Below are 16,676 nucleotides of genomic sequence, written 5' to 3' on the forward strand. Positions count from 1 at the left end.
ATGATCCGGCGGGGCTTTTTTGTTCCAAAGAAACCACGTTGTGACGGAGCCAACGCCTCTCTCAGATTCCGCGCCAGTCCAGCACCACCTTGCCTGATTTACCTGATTTCATCGCAGCAAATCCTTCTTTGAAATCGCCCAGGGGCAATTCATGGGTGATCACGCGGCTCACGTCCAACCCGTTCTGCAACATGGCAATCATCTTGTACCACGTCTCAAACATCTCACGGCCATAAACGCCTTTGATGGTGATTGCCTTGAACACGATGCGCGACCAATCCACCGGCGATTTGCCGGGTGGAATGCCCAAAAGCGCGATCTTGCCGCCCATCACCAGCGCCTCGACCATCTGGTCCAGCGCCTGCTGACTACCGCTCATCTCCAGACCCACGTCAAAGCCTTGTTTCAGGTCCAACTCGTGCATCACGTCGTTTAGGTCTTCTTGCGCTACATTCACCGTGCGCGCATTCGGCACCACATGACGGCTCAGCGCCAATCGATCCGGGTTGATATCCGTAATCACCACATGTCGTGCGCCAGCATGTTTGGCGATGGCCGCTGCCATAATGCCAATCGGACCTGCGCCGGTGATCAAAACATCTTCGCCCAGCAAATCAAAACTCAGCGCCGTGTGAACCGCATTGCCCAGCGGGTCCAGAATGGCGCCGATTTCATCAGGGATATCATCGGGTAGGGGCACCACGTTGAACGCGGGCAGGCGCAAATATTGCGCAAATGCCCCCTGAATATTCACACCAATGCCGCGCGTGCCGGGATCAAGGTGAAACTTGCCAGCGCGCGACTGACGGCTTTCATGGCCAATCACATGGCCTTCGCCGCTGCATCGCTGGCCAATCGACAACCCGTCGACATTGCGTCCCATTTCAACAATCTCACCAGCAAACTCGTGGCCGGTGATCATTGGTACCGGCACCGTTGCGCTGGCCCAATCGTCCCAGTTCCAGATGTGAATATCCGTGCCACAAATGCCGGTTTTGTTGATTTTGATCAGCACCTCGTCCGGCCCGATTTCCGGCACCGGCGCCTGTACCATCCAAAGTCCTTCCTCCGGCTTGGATTTTTCCAGGGCCGTCATGGTGTTTGGCTTGCTCATTGGATGATCCCCAACTCTTTACCCACCTTGCCAAAGGCCGCCAGCGCGCGATCCAGCTCGTCCTTGGTCAGTGCGGCATTCATCTGAGTGCGAATGCGGGCTTTTCCGCGTGGCACCACAGGAAAGAAGAAACCGCTCACATAAACGCCTTCGTCAAACAGCTTGGCGGCCATGTCTTGTGCCAACTGCGCCTCGCCCAACATAACCGGAATGATCGGATGTTCGCCGGGCAGAATGTCAAAGCCCAGCGTTTCCAAACCGGACCGCCAATACCGCGCATTTTCTCGCAACTGCACGCGGTCTTTGGCCCCGTTTTCAACCAACCGGATCGCCTCGATTCCGGCAGCCACAATACTTGGCGGCAGCGAATTAGAGAACAAATAGGGCCGCGCCCGCTGCCGCAGCAGGTCAATCACTGGCTGCGGCCCGGCGATATAACCGCCGATGGCTCCTCCAAGTGCTTTGCCCAATGTTCCCGTCAGGATGTCCACATCCACGCCAAAATGATCCGGCGTCCCGGCGCCGTTCGGCCCCATGAAGCCCGTCGCGTGACAGTCATCGACCATGACCACCGCACCATATTGTTTCGCCAGTCGCGTGATCTCCGGCAGATTGGCCAGATATCCGTCCATGCTGAACACGCCGTCCGTCGCTATCATGATGTGCCGCGCGCCTTCGTTCTTGGCGTGCTTCAGCATCTCTTCGAGATCACCCATGTCGTTGTTGGCATAGCGATAGCGTTTCGCCTTGCACAGACGGATGCCGTCAATGATCGACGCGTGGTTCAAGCTGTCCGACACAATTGCGTCCTCTGGCCCCAGCAGCGGCTCAAACAGCCCGCCATTGGCGTCAAAACAGGCGGCAAACAGGATCGAGTCATCTTTGCCCAGAAAATCCGCCAGCTTTTGTTCCAGCTTGCGGTGAATGTCCTGCGTGCCGCAAATGAACCGCACCGACGCCATGCCGAACCCACGCGGATCCATCGCGCCTTTGGCGGCCTCGATCAGTGCCGGATTGTCCGCCAGCCCAAGATAGTTGTTGGCACAAAGGTTGATGACATCCGCGTCGCCGACCGCAATCTCACCGCCCTGAGGCGAGGTGATCATTCGCTCACGTTTCATCAGCCCCTCGGCCTCGATGGTTTTCAACGTGTCGCGAATGTCGTTCAGGAATGCGTCTGACATGGGAGTCTCCATAATGATGGAATGGCTTCTAGCATAACGGATGTGCGTCCGAAAAGGTGGAAATTCAAGATAGCGGACAAAAATCCGCGATTGGGGAAATTGTTGAAAGCAGTGTAGCATGATTCCTTTGGCCCGGATCAGGCCGCAGGCCCCGGGCCGCGCCCGAGCCTCCCCCAGGGAGGGCGCATTGCTACGATTCAAAAGATGGTTAGACCAAAAACTTCGGTGATGGTTCGCCAAATTGAAACTGGAAGAAAAGCGCCCAACCAGGCTCGGGCGCGACCCTCAGTAATCAAGCATTCTTCACAATCAAAAAAACCCGCGCTGCCGCGCTGGCTTCAATCGCATGCGCGACATCCGCCGCGTAACGTGCGGTATCACCCTCGGTCAAATCCTGCGCCGCGCTGCCGCTGGTCACCCGCACCGCGCCTTTTAAAACAGTCAACTGCTCCGCCGCGCCCCGCGCATGCGGCTGGCTCTTCAAACTACCGCCCACCTCAAAGGTAATGTCATAGACCTCATGCCCGCCAGCCTCTTCGGGCGGCGACAAAACACGGATCAGACATCCCTGACCCATCTTGTCAAAACTCGGTACATCGCTGGCGCGCAGAACGTCGATCTTGTCGCCCGCATCCGCATCCAGCAGCCCTGCAAAATCCACCTGCAACGCCCGCGTCAGGTTCCACAGCGTCGCAATTGTCGGACTGCTTTCGCCGCGTTCAATCTGGCTGACCATGGATTTGCTGACACCGGACAGCTTGGCCACCGCATCCAGCGACAACCCTTGACTGCGGCGCGCCTCGCGCAATCGTGCGGGCAAAAGATCAAGTATCGGCAAGTCGTTATCCATCCCTCTGAAATGCTTTGATCGCGGCCCCTTTGTCAATCGTGCGCCCGTAAGAATACCGTGACGCGCCGTTTCTGCTGACTCCGCAATGCTGCACCTGCATAGTGCGACCAACACGAATTCATAGGAGGACACCCCATGTCAGACATCGTCATTCTCGGCGGCGCACGTACCGCCATCGGCACATTCGGCGGCGCACTTGCCAACACAGCCCCCATCGATCTTGGCGCGACCGTTGCCAAAGCCGCGATGGAAAGCGCAGGCGTTGAAGGCGGCCAGATCGGCCAAGTGGTCTATGGTCACGTCATCAATACCGAACCCCGCGACATGTACCTGTCCCGCGTGGCCGCGATGCAGGCCGGTATTCCCGACACCACACCTGCGATGAACGTGAACCGCCTCTGCGGATCCGGCGCGCAAGCCATCGTGTCCGCCACGCAGTCCCTGATGCTGGGCGATGCTGATTTCGCGCTGGCCGGTGGCGCCGAAAACATGTCCCGCTCGCCCTACATCATGCAGTCCCAGCGCTGGGGTCAGAAAATGGGCGACGTTAAAACGCTCGACATGATGCTTGGCGCGTTGAACTGCCCGTTTGGCACCGGCCACATGGGTGTGACGGCAGAAAACGTTGCGGATGAGCACGACGTGACCCGCGCCGATATGGACGCCTTCGCGCTTGCCAGCCAAGAACGCGCCGCAGTTGCGATTGAGGCCGGCTATTTCGATGACCAGATCGTGCCAATCGACGTCAAAGTGCGCCGCGACATGGTGCCCTTTGCCCGCGACGAACATCCAACGGCTTCGACTATGGAATCCTTGGGCAAACTGCGCGCGGTCTTCAAGAAAGACGGCCGCGTAACTGCTGGCAACGCATCCGGCATCAACGACGGCGCGGGCGCCATCATTCTGGCGCGTGCCGAAGCTGCCGAAAAGGCGGGCCTGACGCCAAAGTTCCGCGTGCTGGGTTACGCCCACGCGGGTGTGCGTCCCGAGGTCATGGGCATCGGTCCCGTGCCTGCCGTTGAAAACCTTCTGGCCAAAACCGGTCTGTCGATCACCGATTTTGACGTGATCGAAAGCAACGAAGCCTTCGCCGCACAAGCGATTGCCGTGAACAAAGGTCTTGGTCTTGATCCTGCCAAAGTGAACCCCAACGGTGGCGCGATTGCTCTGGGCCACCCAGTGGGCGCAACCGGTGCGATCATCACTGTGAAAGCGATGTATGAACTGGACCGCACAGGCGGCTCCAAGGGCCTCATCACCATGTGCATCGGTGGTGGCCAAGGCATCGCCATCGCGATTGAACGAATCTAAAACGCAAAACGGCGCGGAGCCCCCTCCGCGCCGTTTCTGCCCGCGTGTCGCGACCTCAGGAGGTCAGATCACACCACGCGGCATCCTCTTTGCTGGACCGCTGGCAGGCATCAATAAACGCCATACCCGCCACAGCCTCCGAAATCCCCGGAACAGTCTCTGATACAGCAGTTTTGCCGTCCAAAAGGTGGTCCGCCACTTCGCGATACAGCGTGCCAAACGCTTCCAAATAGCCTTCGGGATGGCCCGCCGGAATGCGCGACACATCTTCAGCCGCCGACATCGCACCAGCCCCGCCACGTGTCAGTCGCCGCTCGGCCGCGCCCATCGGTGTAAAGATCAGTTCGTTGGGATTTTCCTGCGCCCAAAACAGCCCGCCTTTGTCGCCATGAATGCGCAGCTTCAGACCGTTTTCCGTACCCGTCGCAACTTGGCTGGCAAAGATTGACCCCCGCGCACCCGAGCCAAACCGCAGCAGGATATTGGCGTTGTCGTCCACTTCGCGCCCGTCCACAAAGCTTTGCAAATCCGCTGCGAGATGGCTGGCGGTTTCGCCTGCCACAAAGCACGCAAGATTATAGGCATGCGTGCCGATGTCGCCAATCGCACCTGCACCACCCGTGCGCACCGGATCGGTACGCCATGCAGCCTGCACGTTGTCGGGGTCCGCAGGGCGGGACAGCCAATCCTGCAAGTACTCCGCATGGATCAACCGGATGTTGCCCAACATGCCCTCAGCCACCATCTGCCGCGCTTGGCGCACCATTGGACTGCCGGTATAATTATGCGTCAGGAAAAACTGCGCATCGTAGCCTTCGCAATCCGCCGCGAACGCCTGCGCAGTGGCCAGATCCGTGGTCAGCGGCTTGTCGCAGATCACATTGATGCCAGCTTCAAGAAAGGCCCGCGCCACCGGAATATGCATATGGTTTGGCGTCACAATCGACACTGCGTCAATACCGTCCTCCCGCGCCGCCTCGGCCTTCGCCATCTCGGTGTAAGACCCATAGCTGCGCGATAAACCAATGGCTGCGGCAGACCGTGCCGCTTTGTCTGGTGTGGACGACAGATTGCCTGCGACCAGTTCCCACCGGTCATCCAGCCTTGCAGCCATGCGGTGAACGCCGCCGATAAACGCGCCTTCACCGCCGCCGACCATGCCAAGTTTCAAGCGTCGCATTACGACAACCCCAACAATTCGCGGGTTTCCTGTTTGCTCAGCCCGCTGTCGGCAAAATCATCAAACGCTTTTTCGGTGACGTCGATGATGTGATCCATAATAAACGGCGCGCCTTCTGCGGCGCCCGTTGCGCTGTCTTTCAGGCAGCATTCCCATTCCAGCACCGCCCAGCTTTCATAGCCGTATTGCGCCAGTTTCGAGAAAATCGCGCGGAAATCGACCTGACCGTCGCCAAGGCTGCGGAACCGTCCAGCCCGATCGACCCACGGCTGATAGCCCGAATAAACACCTTGCCGCCCATCCGGACGGAACTCAGCGTCTTTGACGTGAAACGCTTTGATGCGCTCATGATAGATGTCGATGAACGCCAGATAATCCAGTTGCTGCAAAAGGAAATGGCTCGGATCATAGTTGATCGTGCATCGCGGATGGTTGTCCAGCCGCGCAAGCAGCATCTCAAACGTGGCCCCGTCAAACAGGTCCTCACCAGGATGCAGTTCAAACGCAATATCCACGCCCAGATCGTCATAGGCATCCATGACCGGCTTCCACCGCCGCGCCAATTCGTCAAACGCTTCCTCAATCAACCCCGCTGGCCGCTGTGGCCACGGATAAAGATAAGGGAACGCCAGCGAGCCAGAGAACGACACCGTCACATCCAACCCCAACTTGCGGGAGGCCTGTGCGGTCTTGATCAACTGATCATGGGCCCATTCGGTCCGTGCTTTGGGATTGCCATGCACAGCCGCAGGCGCAAACCCGTCGAACTGTTTGTCATAGGCGGGGTGCACCGCCAACAGCTGCCCTTGAATATGGGTCGACAGCTCGGTCACTTCGATGCCGCGCTCGCCCAACATGCCCTTTAGGTCGTCGCAATAGGCCTGGCTTTCGGCGGCCTTGTCCAGATCCATCAGACGCGCGTCGCCCGACGGGATTTGCAGCCCCTTATAGCCCAGACCCGACGCCCAATCTGCAATCGTCTCAAGCGAATTGAACGGCGCTTCGTCGCTGGCGAACTGCGCAAGAAAAAGCGCTGGCCCCTTCATATTCTTCGGCATCAGGTCGACTCCAGTTCCATAATGGCAAACGCGTCATCCGCACTGAACGGCGCGGGGCGTTCGCAGGTCGTCTTCATGTCCACGGCCTGGCCCGTTTCGCCCGCTTCAAGAATGGCGCCCATGACCTCGACCACATGGCCCGCCAGATCGTTATTGCAACGATGCGCATGCCCTTCGCGGATGGCGGCGGCCATATCGGCCAGACCGGCCCCGCGATAGTTGGCATTGTCGCCGTCGTTGGGTTGGCTGAACGGATGGCCGGTTGAAATGATCGCCTCCGACCCGTCGCCTTTGGCCAGTCGAAGCGGCCCGCCAAAGAAGTTTGGATCCGGCACGTACAACGTGCCCTCTTGCCCATAAAGCTCCATGTTGGAATGGCCGTGATCCTTCACGTCCCAACTGGTGCCGTAACTGATCACGGCGCCATTTGCGAACTGCAGGATCGAATGCACCGTAGTCGGTGTGGTGACCGGAATCTTCTCACCGTTGCGCGGCCCGCACCCGATTGTGCGATGGCTGTTTGGCGTGCTGCTCATGGCAACCACACGCGACACTGGCCCCAGCAATTGAACAAGGTTCGACAGGTAGTAAGGCGCCAGATCAAAGATCGGCCCCGCGCCGGGCTCAAAGAAGAAATCGGGGTTTGGATGCCAATGCTCCATACCGCCGCTCATCACGTGGATGGTGCCCGATGTCACGGCACCGATCTCGCCGCTATCAATCATCTCGCGCGCCTTTTGATGGCTGCCACCCATGAATGTGTCCGGCGCCGATCCGATCCGCAGGCCTTTTTCCTCGGCCAGAGCTTTCAGCGCAGCGCCCTCATCAGCAGTCAGGACAAAAGGTTTCTCGGAATAGACATGTTTACCAGCCTTCAGAATGTTGCTCGACACCTCAAAATGCGCGTTCGGGATCGTCAAGTTTACGACAATCTCGATCTCCGGATCGGCCAGCAGATCTTCGATGCTCAGCGCCCGAAGACCAAATTCCGCTGCCCGTGCTTTAGCGGCTTCCATGTTCAGATCGGCACAAGCCACAACTTTGTAGTCACGAAAAAATTGACCCATGCGCATATAGGTCGTGGAAATGTTGCCGCATCCGATGATGCCGACATTCACAGCGTTACTCATGACTTACATACCTTTCAGATTGGTCATCGACACGGCGGCAAACCGGTCTGCGTCATTTGGTTTGTCTTGCTCGGCCACAAGGATCGCATCAGGGGCCTTGGCGCGGATCAGCTTGAGCAATCCAGCCCAATCCACGACACCTTCGCCGATGTCGGACCATCCGTCCTCGTCCAGCCCTTCGCCTTCTTTGGCGATGTCTTTCACGTGCACGGCCACCATGCGGTCTGCCCATTTCTCGATGAATGGTGCAGGGTCTAGGCCTGCGCGGGCAACCCAGCCCAGATCGGCCTCCCAACCAATGGTCGGTGCGGCTTCCAGCATCACTTCCATCGGATAGGCGCCATCCGGCAAAGCCTCAAATTCAAAGTCGTGGTTGTGCCAGCTGAAAACTTTGCCGGTCGCTTTGACCTTTTCGCCAATCGCCGCCAGCTCTTGTGCAAACGCCCGCCAACCAGCCGTGTCCGTCGGACGCACCTCGGCGGCCAGATACGGCACGATGACATGGCTGATTCCAAGCGTATCGGCCAAAGCCATCATGCCATCGAAATTGCTGCGCAGATCGTCGATACCAAAGTGACCACTTGGCATGGTCAACCCGTTGGCCCGCAATGCCTCGGCAAAGCCGTCGGCATCGCCATAAACGCCGCCGTAGCCTTCGACGGACGTGTAGCCAAGCTCTGACAAACGCGCCAGAAAGGCTTCCTGGCTCGCCACTTCGCGCGAGCTATACAGTTGAAAAGAAAAACCCATTTCAGTCTCCGAAAATTCTGGGCGTCACAGACGCTCCTCGGTTGATTTGTCAAAAAGAGAGCCCTGCGCCGGGTCAAACCCGATGCGCAGCGTGTCACCTGCTGTCACACGCGCCTGTCCGCTCATGCGGAACCTGAACGGCGCGCCGGCCAAGGTTGTGTAGACCAGCGTGTCCGCGCCCATGGCTTCAAACAGCTCCACGGTGATTTCAGCTGTGAACGGTTGCGCATCAACATCCGTGCCGGTGATCACCGCCTCAGGGCGAATGCCCAGCCATGCGGGCCGTGGCGACAATGCGCCTTGCGAGGTCTCATAGCCGGAAAGCCCCATTTTGATGTCCGCAGTCAGGAACTCTGGCGTTTTGCCATCCGTGATCGAGCCTTCGAAGAAGTTGATCGTCGGCGAGCCGATGAAGCCAGCCACATATTTGTTGGACGGCCGGTTATAGACCTCGGCTGGGCTGGCAATTTGTTGCACCAAACCGCCACGCATGATCGCGATCCGGTCCGCCAGCGTCATCGCTTCGACCTGATCGTGGGTCACATAAATCATCGTGTTTTGCAGTCTCTGGTGCAGCAGTTTCAGCTCCACCCGCAGATCGGCCCGCAACTTGGCATCCAGATTGGACAGGGGCTCATCAAACAGGAACACATCCACGTCCCGCACCAGCGCACGCCCAATCGCCACCCGCTGACGCTGACCGCCGGACAAGGCCGCCGGTTTGCGTTTCAAAAGGGGTTCGATTTGCAGAACTTCCGCAGCCCGCGCCACGCGCTCAGCAATCTCCGGCTTTGGCACCTTGGCGTTCTTGAGGCCAAACGACAGGTTCCCCTCAACAGTCATCTGCGGATAAAGCGCGTAGGATTGGAACACCATGCCGATGCCGCGCTCGCTGGGTTCTTCCCAGGTCACATTGCGCCCGCCGATGTGGATTTCTCCATCGGTGATGTCCAGCAGGCCTGCGATGCAGTTCAAGAGCGTGGACTTGCCACAGCCGGACGCGCCCAGAAGGACAAGAAACTCGCCTTCTTCGATCTGAAGGTTCAGCTTGTCCAGAACGCGGATTGCGCCAAATTCAAGCGTGAGGTCTTTGACAGTTACATTGGTCATAGTCAGCCCTTTACCGCGCCGGCGGCGATGCCGCGCACGAAGAGTTTGCCAGAGGCAAAGTAGATGATGAGTGGAACAAGGCCGGTCAGCAACGTGGCCGCCATGTTGACGTTATATTCCTTCACGCCTTGCACCGAGTTGACGATATTGTTCAGCTGAACGGTCATCGGATACGTGTCGGGTTTGGTGAAAATCACCCCAAACAGGAAGTCATTCCAGATGCCCGTCACTTGCAGGATCATCGCCACCACAAAGATCGGCAACGCCATCGGCAACATGATCCGGAAATAGATACCCCAGAACCCCGCGCCATCGACCCGCGCCGCTTTGAAAAGCTCCTCTGGAACGGATGCAAAGTAGTTGCGGAACAGCAGAGTCAGAATGGGCATCCCAAAAACCGTATGCACGATCACAAGCCCCCAAACGCTGCCCATCAACCGAATGCGTGTGCCAGTGATGAACGACAGACCTTCACCGGCTTCGCGCAGCAGGATCACCATGGGATAGATCATCACCTGATACGGGATGAAGGCCCCAAAGATCAGGATGGTGAAGAACACCTCCGAGCCTTTGAACTTCCACAGTGACAGCGCGTAACCGTTCACCGATGCAATCGCGATCGACAGCGCCACTGATGGCACAAGGATCTGTACGGAGTTCCAGAACCCGCGACTCAAACCGTCGCAATTGATACCTGTGCAGGCTTCCGCCCAGGCTTTGACCCATGGCTCAAACGTGACTTCCACAGGCGGTGAAAACACATTGCCTAGCCGGATTTCTGGCATGCCTTTCAGGGACGTTACAATCATCACATAAAGCGGCAGCAAGTAGTACATCGAGGCGACAAACAACGTGCCGTAAAGCATGATGTTGCGCGGTGACATCCGGCGGCGTGGCTTTGTACCTCGCGGCGTGACGCCCGTATTGGTGGTTGCATCAGTCACGGCGCTTGCCTCCGAATTCAAGATAGGCCCATGGGATCAACACCACGAGAACGCTCAGCAGCATCATGGTTGAGGCCGCAAAGCCCTGACCAAGGTTTTGGGATTGGAACATCTTTTCGATCACGTATTTCGCCGGAACTTCTGACGAAATGCCCGGTCCCCCCGACGTCTGCGCCACCACAAGGTCGTAGACCTTGATGATCCCCGCTGCGATCAGCACGAGCGCCGTGACAAACACGGGCCGCATCATCGGGATGATCACCACGATGTAGGTTTTCCAAACAGGAATGCCTTCGACTCGCGTGGCCTTCCAGATGTCTTCATCAATGCCGCGCAAACCGGCTAGCATGATGACCATGATAAATCCCGACCCTTGCCAGATACCGGCGATCAGGATGCCGTAAATTACGATGTCGGCGTTGTTGAGCGGGTCAAAGGTAAAGCTCTCCCAACCCCAGCGTTGCACAACGCTCTGAATGCCGAACTGTGGGTTCAAAACCCATTGCCACACAAGGCCGGTTACGATGAATGACAGGGCAAACGGATAAAGGAAAATGGTACGAAAGATGCCTTCGCCACGGATTTTCCGATCCAGCAGCGCCGCCAGCGTGAAGCCGATCACAAGGCTTAAGACCAGAGAACAAATGCCATAGATCGCAAGGTTCTCGATGCTCACAAGCCAACGCCGCGTGCTCCAAAGGCGTTCGTATTGATCCAGCCCGACCCATTTGTCGGGCGCAGGCAACAGCCGCGATTTGGTGAACGAGTGATAGATCGTCCAGGCGGTACAGCCGATAAAGACCACCAGTGCGGTGAAAACCATCGGGATCGAGGCGAGTTTCGCCGTCATATTCTTGAAAAGGCGGTTGGGCCTCTTGGCGGATGTCCTTGCAGACTCCGTCCCCGCGCCGTCAGTCACAGCCATTGTCAGGGTCCCCCACTTGATCCCGCATTCCGGCGGGCCAAGCTGAATTCTGTGTCAGGTAAAAGGAAAAGAGCGCGGGGGCTGGCACATGCCAGCCCCCGCATCTTTTGCAATCAGTCCGCGTCGCCGATGATTTGGGCGTACTTGGCTTGCGCATCGGCAGCCGAGTAAGACGGATCGTTCCAGAATTCGACCATCAGGTCTTCGATCTGACCGGAGGTGTCTGCAGACAGAACCTGATCGCCCGACAACAGGATGTTACCCGCTGCAAGGATCTCCAGACCCTTTTTCATGCAATCGTTCGCAGCTGTCAGGTCGATGTCACCACGCACAGGCAGCGAGCCTTTTTTCAGGTTGAAGTTCACCTGAACCTCGGGGCTCAACAGCAGCGCGGCGAGCTCTTTCTGAGCCGCTTCGATGTCCGCATCACCCTGCTTGGGGAAATAGAACGCGTCGCCACCTGTGGAGATGACTTCGTTCACGCCCAGACCCGGCAGACAGGTGTAGTCTTCGCCGGCAACCTGTTCGGCCACCTGGAATTCACCCTGTGCCCAGTCGCCCATGATCTGACCGCCGGCCTGACCGGTGATCACAAGGTTGGTCGCTTGGTTCCAATCTTGAACATTGCTGTTTGCGGCCATGGCGCGCGCTGCGGCGGCGGCTTCAAACACTTTTGCCATTTCGGCGCCACCGGCGGCTTCGGCATCTTTCTGAACGTTGATCTTGTTCCAAAGCTCGACACCACCCACGGCAACGTTGATCACGCCAAACGCGCCGGACGACTGCCAAGCTTGCTGGCCCATTGCCAACGGAATTTTGCCAGCCGCTTCGAGAGCACCGGCAGAAGCCACATATTCATCCCAGTTGGATGGCACCGGCACACCGGCATCTTCATAGGCTTTGTGGCTCAGCCAGATCCACTGCCAGCTGTGAATGTTCACAGGTGCGCAATAAATCTTGCCATCAACTGTGCAGCTATCAAGCAGCGACGAAGGGTTGATAATGTCCTTCCAGCCACCGGCTTCGGCCACATCTGTAATGTCCAAGAGCAGACCGGCCTCGATCAGCTCTTCTGCCTGACGGCCGTGGTTCAGCTGCGTGGCGTGCATCGGATCACCACCGATGATACGGCTGATGATGATCGGGCGCGCTGTGCCGCCGGATCCGGCGATCGCGCCGTCAACCCAAGTGTGGCCAGTGGCGTCGAGCGCCTTGGCAAATTCTGCAACCGCTGCAGCTTCGCCGCCGGATGTCCACCAGTGTGTGACTTCCAACTCAGCCGCGGATACGGCACCAGCTGCGCAAAACGCGATGCCAGCGGTAGTGGCTTTCATAAAATTCATATCTTCCTCCCTAAATGGGGCCTAATCACCCCTTGTAATCGATTACATGTTCTCCCAAACTACTGTTTCACTCCAACGTCCCCGCTCCTCCGAGTACGTGGGATGAGATCAAACAATGTGTAATCGATTACAAAATGGTACATCGCTCTTAATTTGAGTCAAGAATTAAATGGAAGAAAAACCGAAATCACCGCGCACCGCACCGAAAGTTGTCGATGTCGCCCGCATTGCAGGGGTGTCTACGGCCACGGTCAGCCGCGTTCTGAACGACCCGGACAAAGTTTCTCAAACCACCCGCGACGCAGTTCTCGCGGCGGTCAAGGAAACCGGATATCGGGTCAACCGCGCCGCTCGCAATCTACGCACGAACAGCTCCCGTGCAATTCTCGCTTTGGTTCCCAATCTATCTAACCCGTTCTTTTCCAACATCTTGTCAGGACTTGAACGTGAGCTGAACGCCCAGGACTACAGCCTGCTTGTCACCGACAGCGGCGATGCGCCACTCACATCCGACCAGATGGACCGGCTGATTTCGGCCGGACAGGCAGACGGGTTGATTGTTCTGGACGGCAGCATTTCGCAAGCTGACTTTGCCAGAGTTCAGGCCAACAACCCGTCCTGTCCTGTGGTCTTCGCCTGTGAATGGGTCGAGGACGTAAAATGCCCGTCTGTGCGGGCTGACAACCTCGGCGGTGTGCAAAAACTGGTCGATCACCTCTGGGAAAATGGCCATCGGCGATTCGGTCATGTGATGGGACCGGCCTCAAATGTGCTTGCCCAAGTGCGGCGTGATGCATTCCAGTCGCGCGTGCAGGAGTTGGGCGGAGATATGCGCGAAGAGTGGACCATTCCCGGCGATTTTTCCATCGATGCTGGCCGCGCCGCTGCAGAGAGAGTTGGCGCGATGACTGAAGCGCCCACAGCTTGGATCTGCGCGTCAGACCAGATCGCCTTTGGTCTGATCGCCGGTCTCACCCGCGCTGGCATCAACGTGCCAAACGATGTCTCCGTCGCTGGCTTTGACAACATCGAAATGACCGAAGTGTTCAATCCGCCGCTGACCACCATCCATCAGTCCCGCAACCAAATGGGCCACAGCGCCGCCCGTGCCATTCTTGAGCTCATCCGTGGTCAGAAAAACGACGCGGAAATCTATATCCTGCCCGTGCATCTGGTGGATCGCGACAGCACCGGTCCCGCACCGCGCTGACAAACCGGGCAGCGTCTCAAAAAGTTGACCAAATCGTCAGGATGGCACGACCAAAGCTGGACAAGCCGCGCTCCGTCTCCCTAGGGTTGGGCATGCCACTGAGACTGAGGGGACTTTTATGACAAGATTTTTGACACTGACCGCCGCCGCGCTTGCGCTCACCACCACCACGGCTCTTGCAGACGGACATTGTGCTGACGGCAAAACGATGACCGAGGGCACGTTGACCGTCGCCACCGGCAATCCGGCCTATTATCCATGGGTCATGGATGACGCGCCCGAAAGCGGTAAGGGTTTTGAAGCCGCCGTTGCCTTTGCTGTCGCCGAAGAAATGGGCTTTGGCGCAGACTCTGTCACTTGGGTGCGGTCTTCCTTTGACGAAGCCATTCAGCCAGGGCCGAAAAACTTCGACGTCAATCTACAGCAATTCTCCATCACCGAAGAACGCGAGAAAGTTGTCGATTTCTCCATGCCCTATTACGCAGCGCCTATGGCCGTGCTGGTCTCGGGCAACGTCGCTGACACGCCTGCCGAAACGGAGGCTCTCAAAGGGTTGCTTTGGGGCGCAATGGGCGGCACCACGGCGGTGCCGATGCTGATGGATGCGATTGGCCCCAACAAAGACCCGCTGCTATACGGTGACAACGCCGATGTGACCGCCGCGATGCAGGCCAATCAGATCGACGCCGCCCTGTTTGACCTGCCAACCGCGCTTTATCTGTCCGCTGTTGTGGTTGAAGGCTCGTCCGTGATCGGCCAATTTGCCGCCGACCGCAGCGAAAACCCCGACCAGTTCGGTATGCTGATGGAAGAGGGCAGCCCGCTCAAGGCTTGCGTGGACGAGGCGCTGATGTCTCTCAAAGCCAGCGGCAAGCTTTCTGCGATCGAGGCAGAATGGCTGCAACAGACCACAGGCGTTCCACTGATCAAATAAAATGACTGACAAACCCTCGGCGGCGGGCAAGACCCGTCGCCAACTTTACGAAGACCGCCTCCGCCGCCGTTCCATGCTCATCGCCGCAAGCTCAACGCTCGCGGTGTTTTTGGCGGTTATCATTCTTGTGCCGATGTCGCCCGGTTGGGACAAAGTCAAAGCCAGCTTTTTCAACTGGGAGGTTTTCGTCAAAACCTTCCCTAAGTTGCTCGAGGCTTTCAAACTCGACGTGATGATCTTTCTTTGGTCCGCGCCCGCGATTGTCGTCCTCGGCCTTCTGGTCGCGCTTGCCCGTGATGTGCGCAGCCCCGCGCTTTTTCCTCTACGGATTCTTGGTGCTGCCTACACCGACATCTTCCGTGGCGTGCCTGTGGTGCTAACCGTCTATCTCATCGGCTTTGGCATCCCGGGTCTCGGTCTGCCACGGCCGTGGAATTCCCCCTACATCTGGGGCTCACTTGCGCTGATCCTGACTTATGCGGCCTATGTCGCGGAAATCTTTCGTTCTGGCATCGAAAGTGTGCACGCCAGCCAACGCTCCGCCGCGCAATCGCTCGGCCTTTCTGACACTGACTCGATGCGCTTCGTGATCCTGCCGCAAGCCATTCGCCGCGTGATCCCGTCGCAGATGAACATGTTCATTGCCCTGCAAAAAGACGTGGCCCTGCTCAGCTTTATTGGCCCCGTCGAGATCTTCCGCCAAGCGGGCGTCTTCAAATCGCTTTTGGCCAACTTCACGCCCTACGTCGGTGCCGCGCTGATCTTTCTCGCCGTGACCATCCCCGCCACACGCTATGCCGACTACCTCTTGGCCAAACAAAACCGCGAGCGCAGCTGATGCCAAAGCTTTCCCTGAAAAACGTGGTCAAACGCTTTGGCGAAAAAACCGTCTGCAATGGCATCTCACTGGACGTTGAAGAGGGCCAGATGGTCTGCCTGATCGGCGCTTCGGGCGGTGGCAAATCCACGCTCCTGCGCTGCATCAACCTTTTGGAGAACATCGAGGACGGTGAAATCTTTCTCGATGACACCGACATCTCTATCCCCGGCCTTGACCCGCAACCCGTGCGCCGCCGCATCGGTATGGTGTTCCAAAGTTTCAACCTGTTCCCGCACATGACCGCCGCCGAAAACGTCATGCTCGCCCCGCGTCGCGTCTATAAACGCAGTCGCAATGACCTGCGAGCGGAGATCACCGATCTGTTCACCCGCTTTGGTCTGGCCGATCACATGAACCATTACCCTGACCAGCTGTCCGGCGGGCAACAACAACGCGTCGCCATCGTGCGTGCCCTCGCGATGAAGCCCGAGGTTATGCTCTTTGACGAGATCACGTCGGCGCTCGATCCACAGCTTGTCGGGGAGGTGCTAGATGTGTTGCGCCTGCTCAAGGACAGCGGCATGACCATGGTTCTGGCCACCCACGAAATGGGATTTGCCCGCGAAGCCGCCGATAAGGTCTGCTTTCTTAGCAACGGCGAAATCATCGAAGAGGGTCCGGCAAAGGCACTGTTTGAAACCCCGCAACAGCCTGAAACGCAAGCCTTTCTGGCCCGCGCGATCAAGTAGCCTAACCAAAGTGACGCAGTGTCGCCAAACCGGCACCCGCGTATTTTTTCTGCGAATTCCGCAT

General features: G+C 57.9%; 16 protein-coding genes. 5 read left to right on the forward strand and 11 right to left on the reverse strand.

The annotated features are described in order from the left end of the window. Positions 1-61: 61 nt before the first annotated feature. The 3 genes from tdh to PG871_RS02305 all read right to left on the reverse strand — a co-directional run bounded on the left by tdh (position 62) and on the right by PG871_RS02305 (position 3,148). Positions 62-1,096, reverse strand: a complete 1,035-nt coding sequence (gene tdh, locus PG871_RS02295; RefSeq protein WP_270728672.1) for an L-threonine 3-dehydrogenase — start codon at positions 1,094-1,096, stop codon at positions 62-64. 14 nt (positions 1,097-1,110) lie between these two features. Continuing rightward, positions 1,111-2,298 (reverse strand): glycine C-acetyltransferase, encoded by a 1,188-nt coding sequence (locus PG871_RS02300; protein WP_270725565.1) that lies wholly within the window; start codon positions 2,296-2,298, stop codon positions 1,111-1,113. Positions 2,299-2,590: 292 nt separating this feature from the next. Further along, positions 2,591-3,148, reverse strand: coding sequence for a helix-turn-helix domain-containing protein (locus tag PG871_RS02305; RefSeq protein WP_270725566.1), 558 nt, complete (start codon positions 3,146-3,148; stop codon positions 2,591-2,593). A gap of 135 nt (positions 3,149-3,283) precedes the next feature. On the opposite strand from PG871_RS02305, the gene PG871_RS02310 reads away from it, so the two are divergent. Beyond that, positions 3,284-4,459 carry an acetyl-CoA C-acyltransferase family protein gene (locus tag PG871_RS02310; RefSeq protein ID WP_270725568.1) on the forward strand — a complete coding sequence of 392 codons (1,176 nt, stop codon included), beginning with the start codon at positions 3,284-3,286 and terminating at the stop codon, positions 4,457-4,459. Between the two features lie 55 nt (positions 4,460-4,514). Here the strand turns inward: PG871_RS02310 and PG871_RS02315 are convergent, their stop codons facing one another. From PG871_RS02315 to PG871_RS02350, 8 genes are all read right to left on the reverse strand, one after another. Further along, complete coding sequence (locus PG871_RS02315; protein ID WP_270725570.1) at positions 4,515-5,639, reverse strand: Gfo/Idh/MocA family protein; 1,125 nt, start codon at positions 5,637-5,639, stop codon at positions 4,515-4,517. Beyond that, positions 5,639-6,697: a sugar phosphate isomerase/epimerase family protein gene (locus tag PG871_RS02320; RefSeq protein ID WP_270725572.1), complete on the reverse strand. Its 1,059-nt coding sequence runs from the start codon at positions 6,695-6,697 to the stop codon at positions 5,639-5,641. The genes PG871_RS02315 and PG871_RS02320 overlap by 1 nt, the downstream gene beginning before the upstream one ends. Beyond that, the gene (locus tag PG871_RS02325) at positions 6,697-7,827 is read right to left on the reverse strand and encodes a Gfo/Idh/MocA family protein (RefSeq protein WP_270725575.1); all 1,131 of its coding nucleotides are present in this window, start codon (positions 7,825-7,827) and stop codon (positions 6,697-6,699) included. The genes PG871_RS02320 and PG871_RS02325 overlap by 1 nt, the downstream gene beginning before the upstream one ends. A 3-nt stretch (positions 7,828-7,830) precedes the next feature. Further along, on the reverse strand, positions 7,831-8,577 hold the full coding sequence (locus tag PG871_RS02330) for a sugar phosphate isomerase/epimerase family protein (protein ID WP_270725577.1): 747 nt from the start codon (positions 8,575-8,577) through the stop codon (positions 7,831-7,833). 24 nt (positions 8,578-8,601) lie between these two features. Further along, a complete protein-coding gene (locus PG871_RS02335) occupies positions 8,602-9,687 on the reverse strand; it encodes an ABC transporter ATP-binding protein (protein ID WP_270725579.1) in 1,086 nt (361 codons plus the stop codon). 2 nt (positions 9,688-9,689) lie between these two features. Continuing rightward, on the reverse strand, positions 9,690-10,571 hold the full coding sequence (locus tag PG871_RS02340; protein ID WP_270728675.1) for a carbohydrate ABC transporter permease: 882 nt from the start codon (positions 10,569-10,571) through the stop codon (positions 9,690-9,692). 52 nt (positions 10,572-10,623) lie between these two features. Then, the gene (locus tag PG871_RS02345) at positions 10,624-11,481 is read right to left on the reverse strand and encodes a carbohydrate ABC transporter permease (protein ID WP_270725580.1); all 858 of its coding nucleotides are present in this window, start codon (positions 11,479-11,481) and stop codon (positions 10,624-10,626) included. Positions 11,482-11,669: 188 nt separating this feature from the next. After that, on the reverse strand, positions 11,670-12,890 hold the full coding sequence (locus PG871_RS02350) for an ABC transporter substrate-binding protein (protein WP_270728677.1): 1,221 nt from the start codon (positions 12,888-12,890) through the stop codon (positions 11,670-11,672). A gap of 178 nt (positions 12,891-13,068) precedes the next feature. Here PG871_RS02350 and PG871_RS02355 point away from each other — a divergent pair, with 178 nt between their 5' ends. From PG871_RS02355 to PG871_RS02370, 4 genes are all read left to right on the forward strand, one after another. Continuing rightward, entirely contained in the window at positions 13,069-14,109 is a 1,041-nt protein-coding gene (locus PG871_RS02355) for a LacI family DNA-binding transcriptional regulator (RefSeq protein ID WP_270725582.1), read from the forward strand. A gap of 118 nt (positions 14,110-14,227) precedes the next feature. Further along, on the forward strand, positions 14,228-15,043 hold the full coding sequence (locus PG871_RS02360) for an ABC transporter substrate-binding protein (RefSeq protein ID WP_270725584.1): 816 nt from the start codon (positions 14,228-14,230) through the stop codon (positions 15,041-15,043). 1 nt (position 15,044) lies between these two features. Then, positions 15,045-15,881 (forward strand): amino acid ABC transporter permease, encoded by an 837-nt coding sequence (locus PG871_RS02365; protein ID WP_270725586.1) that lies wholly within the window; start codon positions 15,045-15,047, stop codon positions 15,879-15,881. Next, entirely contained in the window at positions 15,881-16,612 is a 732-nt protein-coding gene (locus PG871_RS02370) for an amino acid ABC transporter ATP-binding protein (protein WP_270725588.1), read from the forward strand. The genes PG871_RS02365 and PG871_RS02370 overlap by 1 nt, the downstream gene beginning before the upstream one ends. Positions 16,613-16,676: the final 64 nt, after the last annotated feature.

Source organism: Shimia sp. Alg240-R146, from assembly GCF_947331465.1.
In the GTDB taxonomy this organism is placed as follows: domain Bacteria; phylum Pseudomonadota; class Alphaproteobacteria; order Rhodobacterales; family Rhodobacteraceae; genus Shimia.

Coding starts and splice junctions, on each gene's coding strand:
- tdh (WP_270728672.1), bottom strand. CDS start 1,096: ATGACGGCCCTGGAAAAATCCAAGCCGGAGGAAGGACTTTGGATGGTA.
- PG871_RS02300 (WP_270725565.1), bottom strand. CDS start 2,298: ATGTCAGACGCATTCCTGAACGACATTCGCGACACGTTGAAAACCATC.
- PG871_RS02305 (WP_270725566.1), bottom strand. CDS start 3,148: ATGGATAACGACTTGCCGATACTTGATCTTTTGCCCGCACGATTGCGC.
- PG871_RS02310 (WP_270725568.1), top strand. CDS start 3,284: ATGTCAGACATCGTCATTCTCGGCGGCGCACGTACCGCCATCGGCACA.
- PG871_RS02315 (WP_270725570.1), bottom strand. CDS start 5,639: ATGCGACGCTTGAAACTTGGCATGGTCGGCGGCGGTGAAGGCGCGTTT.
- PG871_RS02320 (WP_270725572.1), bottom strand. CDS start 6,697: ATGCCGAAGAATATGAAGGGGCCAGCGCTTTTTCTTGCGCAGTTCGCC.
- PG871_RS02325 (WP_270725575.1), bottom strand. CDS start 7,827: ATGAGTAACGCTGTGAATGTCGGCATCATCGGATGCGGCAACATTTCC.
- PG871_RS02330 (WP_270725577.1), bottom strand. CDS start 8,577: ATGGGTTTTTCTTTTCAACTGTATAGCTCGCGCGAAGTGGCGAGCCAG.
- PG871_RS02335 (WP_270725579.1), bottom strand. CDS start 9,687: ATGACCAATGTAACTGTCAAAGACCTCACGCTTGAATTTGGCGCAATC.
- PG871_RS02340 (WP_270728675.1), bottom strand. CDS start 10,571: ATGTCACCGCGCAACATCATGCTTTACGGCACGTTGTTTGTCGCCTCG.
- PG871_RS02345 (WP_270725580.1), bottom strand. CDS start 11,481: ATGACGGCGAAACTCGCCTCGATCCCGATGGTTTTCACCGCACTGGTG.
- PG871_RS02350 (WP_270728677.1), bottom strand. CDS start 12,890: ATGAAAGCCACTACCGCTGGCATCGCGTTTTGCGCAGCTGGTGCCGTA.
- PG871_RS02355 (WP_270725582.1), top strand. CDS start 13,069: ATGGAAGAAAAACCGAAATCACCGCGCACCGCACCGAAAGTTGTCGAT.
- PG871_RS02360 (WP_270725584.1), top strand. CDS start 14,228: ATGACAAGATTTTTGACACTGACCGCCGCCGCGCTTGCGCTCACCACC.
- PG871_RS02365 (WP_270725586.1), top strand. CDS start 15,045: ATGACTGACAAACCCTCGGCGGCGGGCAAGACCCGTCGCCAACTTTAC.
- PG871_RS02370 (WP_270725588.1), top strand. CDS start 15,881: ATGCCAAAGCTTTCCCTGAAAAACGTGGTCAAACGCTTTGGCGAAAAA.